This is a genomic window from Paucibacter aquatile (assembly GCF_002885975.1).
Classification (GTDB): Bacteria; Pseudomonadota; Gammaproteobacteria; order Burkholderiales; family Burkholderiaceae_C; genus Paucibacter_A; species Paucibacter_A aquatilis.
The window spans coordinates 3644446-3656795 of sequence record NZ_POSP01000003.1 but is presented as its reverse complement, the minus strand read 5'-3'; the positions used below and the strand labels follow the sequence as shown (position 1 = coordinate 3656795).

Genomic DNA, 12350 nt, shown 5'->3' with positions numbered 1-12350 from the left:
AACGGCAGCACAGCAGCCGAACCGGACATGCCGGCGTCCATGAATTAGGGGGGCGATCAGGCGCTGCTGTGCAACATGCCCAGCGTGCGGGCTTTGGTCACCGCATGGCGGCGCGAGCCCGCAGCCAGCTTGCCGTACAGGCCTTTGAGGTGCCACTTCACCGTCTCGGCGCTGACGCCCAGGGCCTGCGCAATTTCCTTGTTGGAGTAGTTGCGCGCCAGCAGTTGCAAGATCTCGCCCTCCTTGGGCGTGAGGGACTCGGCGCCGGCGCTGAGCGGCCCCGGCGCCGGCAGGGTGGGTTCCGCGGCCGGCCGCAAGAGCGGGGGCGCCACCGGCTCGCTGGCCCGCGCGGCCAGCAGGCTGCGGTAGCCCAGCAGGTGCAGCATGGCGCGCGGGTCCTTGAGCTTGAGGGCGTCGCCCTGCTCATGGGCCAGGCGGGCCAGGCGGGCGTAGGAATAGGCCTGGGCCATCTCGTCGGCCTCGGCCCAGGCGTCGGCCAGATAGGCCAGCAGGGCCGGCGGCGGCTTCCAGCCCGGGATGCTCATGCCGCGGTGCAAGGCGGTCTGGGCGAAATGGATGGTGGCGCTGGGCGCGGTCATGCCGGGCGGCGGCGGCAGCTTGGCGCCGCCGTGGCGGTGCACCTCGGCCAGGGCCTCGTCCAGCTCGACGGCCAGGGCCGTGTAGCCAAAGCGTTCGATCAGTGCCTGCGCCTCGCCAGCCGCGGCCAGGGCCGCCTCGGTGGCGCCCAGCTGGGCCTGGGCGCGGGCCTGGCGCACCAGGTTCAGCGCCAGGTTCACATTCGACTGGGCGGCGCGGTAGAGGGCGATGGCCTCGTCCATCACCGCCACCGAGGCCGGCGCCTGGCCCAGAGCCAGCAGGGTCAAGGCCAGCTCGCTGCAGGCAAAGGCCTTGATGGTGCCGGGCGGCGCCACCCGCAGCAGGGCCAGGGCTTCGTGCAGCACGGTCTGGCTTTCCTCGAAGCGGCCCAGATGGCGCAGCACCCGGCCGATCTGCGTCTGGCTGGTGCCCATCAGCACCGGCCAGCCGGTGCGCGCGGCCAGCTCGGCCGCCTGCTCGAAGCAGCTGGCGGCATTGTTCAGGTCACCGAGCTCCAGCCAGGCATTGCCGGCATTCATGGTGACGATGCAGACAAAGCGGCGCATGCCCATGCCGCGCGCCAGCTCGGCCGCGCGCAGGAACAGACCGGCCGCCGTGGCCGGCTCGCGCAGGCACAAGGGGAAGGCCTGGGCCGCCAGCTGCCAGGCTTCGGCCGCCGGGCCGCCGGCGACCGGGGCGCCACTGGCGGCGGGCGCGTGTTCATCGGCCGACTGGCTGATGCTGAACTCGCTGCAGGCCACGCCGCGGGCAATGCCGGCGCGCTGGGCGTCGCCGCTGGCGGCACAGACCGCCTCGGCCTGGCGCAAGGCCTGCAGCTCGCGGCTGCGCTCGCCGCTCGCCTTGGCCAGGGCCGCCTCGACCAGCCAGCAATCACCCACGGCCCAGGCGTAATCGACCTCGCTCAGCCCGAGCAGGCAGGCGCGCGCCCGGCGCAGCTGGGTGTGGGCCTCGTCCAAACGACAGAAATGCACGGCGATCTCGCTGGCCGCCAGGGCCAGACGCAGGCCCAGGCGCGCGGCCAAGGGCGGCGGCAGGGGCTTGCCGGCGGCCTGGGCAATGGCCAGGCGGCGTTCGCTCTCGGCAATCAGCTTGAGGGCGCGCAGGCTGTCGCGCTGGCGCAGATGCCAGGCCATCTCGGCCAAGGCTTGCAAACGGGCCAGGCCGCCGGCGTCCTCCAGCTCCTGCTCCAGCCCGGCCAACTCCTCATCGCACAGCTCGAACTTCATGGCCAAAGTCTAGGGGCAGCCCCGGGGCCGCTGCCTCAGGCAAAGCCCCCACCCATGGGGTCCGGCCGGGCCTCCAAAACCCTTGGGGTCCACCCCAGTCCGCACCGGGTTGCACCACTTTGCACCAGGGCGGTGCCCGGCACGCCCGCAGGGGCTCAGGTTTTCCCGGGTGGGCCGTGGCCACCCCACCACCCGCGGCGGGGGGGGTGGCGCCCGACCCGGCTGGCTAAGGTGCGGGCTTGCACTGGGCCGGCCCGGCCCTCCCTCGCAAGCACCGAACCGCAACGGAGGATTCCCCCATGAACCACAGCCCCCTGGCCGGGAGCGCGCGCCTTGGCGCCGGCCTGGCCCTGATTGCAGGCCTGACCCTGCTGCAGCCGCAAGCAGCCCAGGCCACCCAGCTGCCGAATCAGAACCTGGCCCAGCTGATCGGCCGTGCCGACCTGATCGTCAATGGCCAGGTCACGGCCGTGAAGGACGGCATCCAGGACGGCCTGCCCTACACCGAGATCACGCTCAAGGTCAGCAGCAGCGCCAAGAAGACCCTGGCGCCGCAAAGCGCCTACACCTTCCGCCAGTACGGCCTGCTGCGCGCCCGCAAGATGGACGATGGCCGCTACCTGCTGCCGGCCAAGATCGAAGGCATGCCGAACTGGCAGGTGGGCGAGAAGGTCATGGCCTTCATGAACAAGCCGGCCGCCCGCTCGGGCTTCAGCACCCCCGTGGGCCTGGCCCAGGGCAAGCTGACCATCAATGGCAACAAGGCCACCAACGGCTTCAACAACGTCGGCCTGTTCGAGGGCCTGGAAGTGACGCCGGGTCTGCTGCGCCGCAATGAGGCCCGCATGCTGGAAAGCCGCGCCGGCGGCGTGGACCTGAACACCTTGCAAGGTCTGGTGCAACGCACCGTCAAGAACAACTGGCTGGCCACGGGAGCGATGCGCTGATGAACACCTTCTTCACCCCCCCCATTCGCAAACCCCTGCGCCGCACGGTGCTCGCGGCACTTCTGCTGATGGCCGCCGGCAGCCAGGCCGCCGGCCCGCTTTACCTGAACGACAAGCCCGGTGACCCGCAGCCCCTGCGCTGGGACACGACGCAAGGCCCGATCAAGGTCTACACCGATGTCGGCGTATTCACGCGCAAGAACGACGGCAGCGTCTTCCTGAGCGCCGAGCAGGCCAATGCCGTGACCGCGTTTGCACTCCAGCAATGGAGCTCGGTGGCCACCTCGACCTGGCGCGCCCAGACCAACCCCGCCCAGTTCACCCCCTTCACCGCCGTGCCCAGCATCGGCCGCGACGTCAATGATGCGGCCAGCGCCCAGCTGGTCTACGGTCAGTACAACCAGGGCGGCTTCTACGTCATCTACGACGAAGACGGCCGGGTGCTGGAAGACTTTTTCGGCGTGCCGCGCGACCAGGTGCTGGGCATCGCCATGCCCGAGTTCGCCGAAGACCGCGATGGCGACGGCTACCCCGAGACCATCGTCAAGGCAACCGCCTTGATGAACGGCTGGATGGTCAGCCACGAGAACCCGCCCATCGGTCAGCGCTCGGCACCGCCGGCGGACGTCAAGGGCGCGCGTTATGCCGGCGTCTTCACCCACGAGTTCGGCCACGCCATCAACCTCTCGCATTCGCAGGTCAATGGCCAGCTCGCCTTCATGAGTCAGCCCACTTACAACCGCGACCTCTACCCCGGTGTGCCCGGCTGCGTGGCGCCGGTGCACCACTGGCTCTACGGCCCCGCCGCCAGCCACATCGACCCCAAGCAGGTCGAGACCATGTTCCCCTTCATCGATCCGCACAATGTGGCCAAGGGCCGCTCGATCGGGCAGGAGATGAGCACGGTGGACCGGGCCGATGACATCGCCGCCATCTCCAACCTCTACCCCACGGCCGATTACCTGGCACGCAGCGCTTCCATTGCCGGAAGCCTGCTGCTCAAGGACGGCAAAACCGGCTTCAGCGGCATCAATGTGGTGGCGCGCAATGTGCGCGACCCGCTGGGCGACGCGGTCTCGGCCATGTCGGGTGACCAGAGCCAGGGCAAGCTGGGCCCGGACGGGCGCTTCCGCATCAACAACCTGAAGCCGGGCGAGCGCTACCAGCTCTACATCGAGGAAATCAGCGGCGGCGGCTACCCGACCCGGCCGGCCATGCTGCTCTCGCAGGCCGAATACTGGAACGCTGGCGAAAGCCACGATCCGGCGCTGGATTCGCCCTGCAAGGCCAGCGCCATCGAAGTGCAGGCTGGCCAGGTGGCCCAGGCCGACATCGTCTTCAACGGCCATCGCGACGGCGTGCAGTACGACTTCATCGGCGGCGTGTTCCTGAGCAGCCTGTCGCTGGACGGCCAGCGCGCTGGCGGCGGCTACGGCTTCGGCTACCCGCTGTACTGGGACGCCAAGGACGGCATCCAGCTCTTCCCCGACAGCCTGGACCTGCTCGCCTCCTCGCGCAGCAACCTCTCGGCCGATGGCCGCAAGATGCTGGTGGAAGCCAATTTCGACGGCATCGTCCACACCGACCCCGATGGCTACAGCTACACCATCAAGCAGATGGCGCTGTGGGATTTCGACACCGGCCAGGCCAGCCCCATGGGTGCGCTCAGCGATGCGTGCGGCCTGGGCGGCGCGGCCGGCGTGACCAGCAGCTACGGCTTCAGCATGAATGCCACCGGCACGGCCGCCGTGGGCTACAGCGGCCACCAGAACCCCGATGGCAGCTGCGTCGTGCACGACTGGAACACCGATCTCGGCCTGCAAGTCGTGCCCTACCGCTGGACCGCCGAAGGCGGCGGCCAGGCCCTCAAGCTCGACGGCCTGGACCTGCGCGGCCTGCCCTGGATGCGCGCCGATGGCATCTCCGGCGACGGCCGCGTGGTGGTGGGCACGGCCAATTTCGACCGCGCCATCGCCTGGGTTGGTGACGCCAATCCCGTGGACCTGACCGCCCTGACCGGCGCAGCCAGCGCCGAGGTGGTGAACTACGACGGCAGCCGCGTGCCCCTGGCCACCGCCCAAGGCATGGTGATGTGGAATGCCCTCAAGGGCACCGGACCCGATGCCTTCACCCCGCGCAGCAGCCCGCGCTACTGCATCGACATGCCCTTCATCAGCTGGGACGGCATCGACCACTGCGCCGTGGAAGGCGCCGACTGGGTGGAAGCCAATGCCGGCCGCCCGCCCATCAACATCAGCGCCATCAGCGATGACGGCCGCGTGGTGCTGGCCCGGGCCGGGGACTTCTTCACCATGTTCGCCGGCTTCATGTGGGTGGAAGACATCGGCTGGATCGGCCTGAACGACTTCCTCAAGAAGCAGGGTGTGGTCGAGGCCGAGAAGTACGGCCTGGAGAACCCCATCGCCCTGAGCGGCAAGGGTCAGGTCTTGATGGGCGGCATGACCGGCGTGCAAGCCACCTGGCGCATCGACCTGAGCACGGCCTACGTCTGCCGCGCCGGCCAGTCACTGCCGACCCGCTTCCCCGATGAGTTCCGCGACCAGGTCAAGGCCGGCGCCCGTATGGGCCGCTGCGAAAAGTTGTGAGCCGCGTTGATCCCGCGCACCGCCCTTCCTCTTCACATGAAACCAAACAGGCACTACGCATGAATCTCTTCTTCACACGCCTTGCCGCTCCGGCCCTGGCCTGCGCCGCCCTGCTGGGCAGCGCCCTGCCCGCCCAGGCGGACATGCGCTTCTACAGCTCCCAAGCCGCCTTCAACGCCGCCATCTCGGCGCCGGTCACGGACAGCTTCAACGACCTCTTCTGGGCCCAGGGCCCGAGCTCGCTGTACCGCGAACCCGGTGGCGGCTACAGCTATGTGGTCAATGCGCTGAAATTCGACGGCAGCGACTACTCGAGCTTCTACAACGCCGGCAGCGACAGCGATGTCTGGCTGTCCACCGACCAGGCCACCGATGTCATCAGCTTCGACTTCAACTACACGGACAAGGTCTACGGCGTTGGCGGCTTCTTCTTCGGCACCGATGCACTGGGCGCCTTTCTGCCGGGCCAGAGCATCAAGCTCAATGCCCTCGATGCCGACGGCATCGAGCAGGTGGTGATCATCGAGAACGCCCAACCGGGCACGTTCTACGGCTTTGCCTCAACCAGCCAGATCCGCTACTTTGAGATCAGCGCCGTGCAGCCCAGCGATGGTCTGACCTGGGTGGCGGCCAACGACCTGGTCTTGGGCCAGGTGGCTGCCGTGCCCGAGCCGAGCAGCGCGGCCCTGCTGCTGGGAGGCTTGGGCCTGTTGGGCTGGGGGCTCCGGCGTCGCACGCAGCCCGGCTGCACGCCGAGAACACCGCAAATCTGACAAGCCAGCGCAAGCGGCCGGGCCAGCGCCGGCCCGCCAAACCGCGGCGCATGAAGGCCGCCTGAACCTGCGTGAACAAGCGCACGGCAGGCGGTCTTATCATTTAGCAAAGCTGGTTTTTATCATTTTGATTATTTAAAGTGGAGGCCTGTACCGACCCACCGAGGACTCCGACATGAGCGCGCTTCAAGTGATCCCTGAGACCAGCAGCCACACGCTGTCCGTGATGCAAGAGCATCTGGACCGTGGTCGCAGCCAGGAGTTCTTGAGCTGCCAGCTGGGTGGCGTGTCCTACGGCATTCCGCTGCGCTGCGTGCAGGAGATCCGTTCCTACGAAGCGCCCACCCAGATTGCCAACGCGCCCGCCTGGGTCAAGGGCATCGTCGATCTGCGCGGCGTGATCGTGCCCATCGTCGACCTGCGCATGAGCTTCGGCCTGCCCCAGGTGAACTATGACGCGCTGACCGTGACTGTGGTGCTGCACTTGCGGGAGCGCGTGATCGGCGTGGTGGTCGATTCGGTCAGCGATGTGCTGGCCCTGAGCGGCCCCCAGATCAAGCCCGCACCGAGCTTCAGCCAAGCGCTGGATGCAGGCTACATCGCCGGCATCGGCACACCAGATGCCGAGGACACCCAGCGCATGCTGATCCTGCTCGACATCGAGCGCCTGCTTGGCGGTGCGGCCATGGGCCTGCTGCCGGCCGAAATGCTGGCCTTGAACTGATGTGCACCGTGCTCCACAACACGCCCTGAGTTCGCCTTTTCACACCGGAGTCCCGCAATGAAGCTGATCGCCTCGCTGGGCATCACCCAGCGCCTCTACCTCGTCTCCGCGCTGGTGTGCAGCAGCCTGGCTGCCGTGACGGTCTATGCCTGGTCCAATCTGGGCTCGGTCACGGCCACTGCCCGGCAGACCGAAACCGTGCGCGTTCCGCAACTCTCGCGCATGAGCCAGATGGAGCTCAATATGACGCGCGCCTCCTTGCAGCTGCGCCATGCCATCCTGGCGCGCAGCCCCGAGGAGCAGGCCAAGGCCCTGGCCGACATCAGCACCCGCCGCCAACTGATCCAGGAAGAGCTCGATGGCTTTGAAAAACACCTGAGTACCAGCCAGGGTCGGCAGATGTTCGCCAGCCTGCCCGCCAAGCTGCAGAGCTTCTGGCAAACCGCGGAGCAGGACATCCGCCTGCTCGAAGCGGGCCAGAAGGCCGAGGCCTTCGCCCATCTGGCAGAGCAGACCGTGCCCAAACGCAACGAGGTGTTGGCCGTGCTGGAACCCTTGGTCGACTACCAGACCGAGCTGCTGGTCCATGACCTGCAAGACGTCGAGACCCGCACCGCCCAGATTGAGCGCGGACTGGAAGCCCTGGTCATCGGCTGCATCGTCCTGCTGCTGAGCTCCACCTTTCTGATCGGCCGGGGCTTGCGCCAGCGCGTGGGCCTGGCCCGCCAGGTGGCCGAGCGTGTGCGCGACGGTGACCTGAGCCCCGTTCCTGCCGACGAGCGGCGCGATGAGTTCAGCCCCTTGTTGCAAGCGCTGCAGCAGATGCAATCCGGCCTGTCCGAGCTGGTCACGCAGGTGCGCGGCAGCTCGGAGAGCGTGGCCACGGCCAGCAACGAGATTGCGCAAGGCAATCTGGAACTGTCCAGCCGCACCGAGGAGCAAGCCAGCGCTCTGCAGCAAACCGCGGCCTCGATGGAACAGCTGGGCGCCACCGTGCGCCAGAACAGCGAAAACGCCCAGCAGGCCAATCAGCTGGCCCAGGGCGCCAGCCTGGTGGCGACCAAGGGCGGCCACGTCGTCGGCCAGGTGGTCAGCACCATGAAGGAGATCAACGAGGCCTCACAGCGCATCGCCGACATCATCAGCGTGATCGACGGCATTGCCTTCCAGACCAACATCCTGGCGCTGAACGCCGCCGTCGAGTCGGCCCGGGCTGGCGAGCAGGGCCGCGGCTTCGCCGTGGTGGCCAGCGAGGTGCGTCATCTGGCGCAGCGCAGCGCCGAGGCGGCCAAGGAGATCAAGAGCCTCATCACCGCCAGCGTCGAGCGGGTGGAAAAAGGCACGCTGCTGGTGGACGAGGCCGGCGCCACGATGGACGAGGTGGTGCGCGCCATCCAGCGTGTCACCGACATCATGGGTGAGATCAGCGCCGCCAGCGTTGAACAGAACGCCGGCATGAGCCAGATCAGCGACGCGGTCACCCAGATGGACCACACCACCCAGCAGAACGCCGCCCTGGTGGAGGAAAGTGCGGCCGCGGCCGACAGCCTGCGCTCGCAAGCGGCCGGTCTGGTGCAATCGGTGGCGGTGTTCCGCCTGAGCGAGCAGGCGCAACAGCCTGCGGCGGCCGAATTCAAAGCCGTGGCCCACAAGCGCACCTTCCAGCCCGCGGCGGCCGCCAACGCCGGCTGGGCTGGCCAGGAACGCCGCAGCGCCGAGCGCGCGCAGAACGTGGTCCGGCCCGAGTTCAAGGCCTCCTCGGCTGCCCCGGTGGCAGCGCCCCGGGCTCAGGCCAGCAAATCGGCCGCCACCGGCACCCACGACGCGCAGTGGGAGAGCTTCTGAGGCCGCACGGGGGTGCGGCTCAGATCGCCAGCGGGTCCACGTCCAGCGCCCAGCGCAGCAAGCCCTTGTGCTCGCGCTTGAGGGCATGCAGCTCGGGCATCCAGTGCCAGAGCAGGCGTTGCAGGGCGCCGCGGCTGCCGGCTTCGACCAGCATCTGCATGCGCTCGACATTGGCCACCCGAGCCACGCTCATGGGAATGGCCGGATAGACCAAGCAGCCCTGAGCTTCGGGCATGGCCTGGGCAAAGGCTGCGGCGGCCTTCAAAAAGCCTTGCGCGGCCTCGACCGTGCGCCCCTCGGCGCGCAGCAGGGCCAGGTGGGCAAAGGGCGGCAGGCCGGCCGATTCGCGCTCGGCCAGCTGGCTCTTGGCGAAGGCTTCGAAGTCATGCTGCTTGAGCGCCTGGTAGAGCGCATGCTCGGGGTGCCAGGTCTGCACCCACATCTCGCTGCGCGCGGCCGCCTCGGCATCACGCCCGGCCCGGCCGCCGGCCTGCATCAGCAGGGCGAACAGGCGCTCGGGCGCGCGGAAATCGCTGCTGAACAAGGCGCCATCGGGGTTGACCGCGGCCACCAGGGTGATGCGGCGGAAGTCGTGCCCCTTGGTCACCATCTGCGTGCCGACCAAGATGTCCACCTCGCCGCTGTGCACGGCGGCCAGCTGCGCCTCCAGCTCGCCCTTGTGCTTGGTGCTGTCGGCATCGATGCGCAGCACGCGGGCGCCGGGCAGCTGTTCCTGCAACTGCTCTTCCAGGCGCTCGGTACCGCGGCCCAGCGGGGCAATGTCTTGGTTGCCGCAGCTCGGGCAGGCGCTGGGCACCCGCTCGGTGAAGCCGCAGTGGTGGCAACGCAGGGTGCGGTCGCCCTTGTGGAACACGCGCCAGGCGCTGCAGTGCGGGCAATCGCTTTTCCAATTGCATTCGGCGCAGTGCAGCACCGGGGCGTAGCCGCGCCGGTTCAGGAAGATCAGGCTTTGCTCACCGCGCTCCAGGCGCAGGCGCAGGGCGTCCAGCAGGGGCGTGGTCAGCGCCGTCGTGACGCCTTTGCTCAGCGGCATGCGCTTCATGTCAAAGAGGCGCACGCGCGGCAAGGCGCCGCCGCCGATGCGGCCCGGCAGCAGGAGGCGCTTGTAGCGCCCTTCGTTGGCGCGCTGCCAGCTCTCCAGCGAGGGCGTGGCCGAGCCCAGGATGACCGGGATCTTTTCCTGATGGGCGCGGTAGATGGCCAGGTCGCGGGCCGAGTAGCGCGCGCCATCCTGCTGCTTGTAGGACGGGTCATGCTCCTCGTCCACCACGATCAGGCCCAGGCGCGGCATGGAGGCGAACACCGCCAAGCGCGTACCCAGCACCAGATCGGCTTCGCCCAGATGGGCGGCCAGCCAGTTGCGCAGGCGCTGGGCCGGGGTCAGGGCGCTGTGCAGGGAGACGATGCGATGCGCGGCGCCGCCGCTCGCGGCTGAGCCGCCAAAACGCTCGGCGAAGCGGGCCTCCAGCTGCGGCGTCAGATTGATCTCGGGCACCAGCACCAGCACCTGGCGGCCTTGGGCCAGTGCATGCTCAGCGGCGCGCAGATACACCTCGGTCTTGCCGCTGCCGGTGATGCCGTAGAGCAGCACGGGCGCGGGGGCGCTGTTGCGCGCGGCATCGAGCAGCGCGTCGAGTTCGTCCAGCACCTGCTGCTGGGCCGGGCTCAGGGTCGGTCGGCCGGCCGGGGCTTCCTCCGCCTCCGGCGCACTGCCCTGCGCCTCGGCAGGGCTGGCGAGGAACTTGCCCAGCTTCTTCAGCCGCGCCCGCAGCTGGGTGTTGTCCAGCTCGCGCAGCTGGGGCGGCAGCACGGCCAGGGCCAGCTCACCGATGCTGCGCTGGTAATAGCTGGCGGCAAACTCGACCAGCTGGCACCAGCTGGCGCTCAGCGGCGGCAGGCCGTCCAGCTCGGCCAGGATGGGGCGCAGGGCGGCCGCCTCGGCGCCCCCGTCGGGCTCACCGGGCCAGACGATGCCCATGAGCTCGCGCCGCCCCAGCGGCACCCGCACCAGGCTGCCCGGTGCGAGCGCACGCTCACTCAGATAGTCCAGCGGGCCGCTGAGGCCGCTGTGCTGCGGCGCCTCCACGGCGACGCGAATGCGCTGCACCGGCAATTCAGCCATGGCGCCGGCGCCGAAGCGGTCGCTCCTGCGAGTTTGAATGAGCTTTGAGGCCTAAGTGCATGATTTGAAAGGGCTCAGAAAACAATGCACCAAAACTGTGGATAACTTTGTGGGGAACGTTCGAAGAAGCCGGCCGCAGCCGCTATGTCACCCAGCGTACCGATCACAGACCATTCTCGTGCTTGGGTCCCGGACTTGTTATGAATCAAGCACTTAGCCTTCAACCGGGAAAACACGGAGCTGCAGCGCAGCATGAAAGCGGGGCGTGTCCCGCTTCGGGATTTGTGGGGATAAGTCTCTACCCTGAGTGCTTACTTCACGTTTTGTGGCCGTGTTTTTTGGCCCGGCACGCAGCGCGGCCGGGCCCTGCGGTCACTCAGGCGCCTTGGCGCAGCCGACGCGAATGGGCATGCACCTCGTCCACCAGGGCGGTGACATGCTCGGGGGGGGTGTGCTGGCTGATGCCATGTCCCAGATTGAACACATGGCCGTCCCAGCCGCCATCGGCACGCTGCGGATTGCCGAAACTGTCCAGCACCGAACGGACCTGCTCGCGGATGGCGTCCGGCGGCGCGAACAGCACGTTCGGGTCCAGATTGCCCTGCAGGGCAACCCGGCCACCGACCTGGGCGCGAGCACGGCCGAGGTTGGCCGTCCAGTCCAGGCCCACCACATCGGCGCCGGCATCGGCGATTTCGTCCAGCCAGAGCGCGCCGCCCTTGGTGAACAGGATGCGCGGGATGCGCTGGCCTTCATGCTCGGTCTTGACCTGGGCCAGCACCCGGCGCGAGTACTCCAGGCTGAAGCGCTGGAACATGCCGTCGGCCAGCACGCCGCCCCAGCTGTCGAACAGCATCACGGCCTGGGCGCCGGCTTCGATCTGGGCGTTCAGGTACTGAGCCACGGCGTCGGCATTGACCTGCAGGATGCGGTGCATCAGGTCGGGGCGGGCGTACATCAGGCTCTTGACCTGGCGGTAGTCGTCCGAGCCGCCGCCTTCGACCATATAGCAGGCCAGGGTCCAGGGGCTGCCGGAGAAACCGATCAGGGGCACGCGGCCGTTCAAGGCCTTGCGGATGGAGCTGACCGCGTCGAAGACATAGCGCAGCTTGTCCATGTCGGGCACGGCCAGGGCGGCCACGGCGGCCTCGTCACGCACGACCTGGGCGAACTTCGGCCCTTCGCCGATGGCAAAGGAGAGACCCAGGCCCATGGCATCGGGCACGGTCAGGATGTCGCTGAACAGAATGGCTGCATCGAGCTGGTAGCGCTCCAGCGGCTGCAAGGTCACCTCGGTCGCATAGTCGCGGTTGGTGGCCAGACCCATGAAGCTGCCGGCCTTGGCCCGCGTGTCGCGGTACTCCGGCAGGTAGCGGCCGGCCTGGCGCATCAGCCAGACGGGGGTGTAGTCGGTGGGCTGGCGCAGGCAGGCGCGCAGGAAGGTGTCGTTTTGCAGAGGTGCATTCAT

Annotated in this window: 8 protein-coding genes; 5 read left to right on the top strand and 3 right to left on the bottom strand. The window is 68.3% G+C overall.

Annotated features, from left to right (window positions below):
• Positions 1-56: 56 nt before the first annotated feature.
• On the bottom strand, positions 57-1844 hold the full coding sequence (locus C1O66_RS24135; RefSeq protein ID WP_207795986.1) for a LuxR family transcriptional regulator: 1788 nt from the start codon (positions 1842-1844) through the stop codon (positions 57-59).
• A gap of 299 nt (positions 1845-2143) precedes the next feature.
• Here C1O66_RS24135 and C1O66_RS18890 point away from each other — a divergent pair, with 299 nt between their 5' ends.
• The 5 genes from C1O66_RS18890 to C1O66_RS24655 all read left to right on the top strand — a co-directional run bounded on the left by C1O66_RS18890 (position 2144) and on the right by C1O66_RS24655 (position 8739).
• Positions 2144-2791 carry a hypothetical protein gene (locus C1O66_RS18890; RefSeq protein WP_102769312.1) on the top strand — a complete coding sequence of 216 codons (648 nt, stop codon included), beginning with the start codon at positions 2144-2146 and terminating at the stop codon, positions 2789-2791.
• Entirely contained in the window at positions 2791-5397 is a 2607-nt protein-coding gene (locus C1O66_RS18885; protein ID WP_102769311.1) for a hypothetical protein, read from the top strand. Before C1O66_RS18890 ends, C1O66_RS18885 begins: the two co-directional genes overlap by 1 nt.
• Positions 5398-5456: 59 nt before the next feature.
• Entirely contained in the window at positions 5457-6170 is a 714-nt protein-coding gene (locus C1O66_RS18880) for a PEP-CTERM sorting domain-containing protein (protein WP_102769310.1), read from the top strand.
• A 175-nt stretch (positions 6171-6345) separates the two neighbouring features.
• Positions 6346-6894 carry a chemotaxis protein CheW gene (locus C1O66_RS18875; protein WP_102769309.1) on the top strand — a complete coding sequence of 183 codons (549 nt, stop codon included), beginning with the start codon at positions 6346-6348 and terminating at the stop codon, positions 6892-6894.
• Positions 6895-6951: 57 nt separating this feature from the next.
• A complete protein-coding gene (locus C1O66_RS24655; protein ID WP_102769308.1) occupies positions 6952-8739 on the top strand; it encodes a methyl-accepting chemotaxis protein in 1788 nt (595 codons plus the stop codon).
• Between the two features lie 19 nt (positions 8740-8758).
• On the opposite strand, the gene C1O66_RS18865 is transcribed toward C1O66_RS24655, so the two are convergent.
• Entirely contained in the window at positions 8759-10882 is a 2124-nt protein-coding gene (locus C1O66_RS18865; RefSeq protein WP_102769307.1) for a primosomal protein N', read from the bottom strand.
• Positions 10883-11258: 376 nt separating this feature from the next.
• Positions 11259-12350 carry a uroporphyrinogen decarboxylase gene (hemE, locus tag C1O66_RS18860; RefSeq protein WP_102769306.1) on the bottom strand — a complete coding sequence of 364 codons (1092 nt, stop codon included), beginning with the start codon at positions 12348-12350 and terminating at the stop codon, positions 11259-11261.

Coding starts and splice junctions, on each gene's coding strand:
- C1O66_RS18865 (WP_102769307.1), bottom strand. CDS start 10,882: ATGGCTGAATTGCCGGTGCAGCGCATTCGCGTCGCCGTGGAGGCGCCG.
- C1O66_RS18885 (WP_102769311.1), top strand. CDS start 2,791: ATGAACACCTTCTTCACCCCCCCCATTCGCAAACCCCTGCGCCGCACG.
- C1O66_RS24135 (WP_207795986.1), bottom strand. CDS start 1,844: ATGAAGTTCGAGCTGTGCGATGAGGAGTTGGCCGGGCTGGAGCAGGAG.
- C1O66_RS18875 (WP_102769309.1), top strand. CDS start 6,346: ATGAGCGCGCTTCAAGTGATCCCTGAGACCAGCAGCCACACGCTGTCC.
- C1O66_RS18890 (WP_102769312.1), top strand. CDS start 2,144: ATGAACCACAGCCCCCTGGCCGGGAGCGCGCGCCTTGGCGCCGGCCTG.
- hemE (WP_102769306.1), bottom strand. CDS start 12,350: ATGAATGCACCTCTGCAAAACGACACCTTCCTGCGCGCCTGCCTGCGC.
- C1O66_RS18880 (WP_102769310.1), top strand. CDS start 5,457: ATGAATCTCTTCTTCACACGCCTTGCCGCTCCGGCCCTGGCCTGCGCC.
- C1O66_RS24655 (WP_102769308.1), top strand. CDS start 6,952: ATGAAGCTGATCGCCTCGCTGGGCATCACCCAGCGCCTCTACCTCGTC.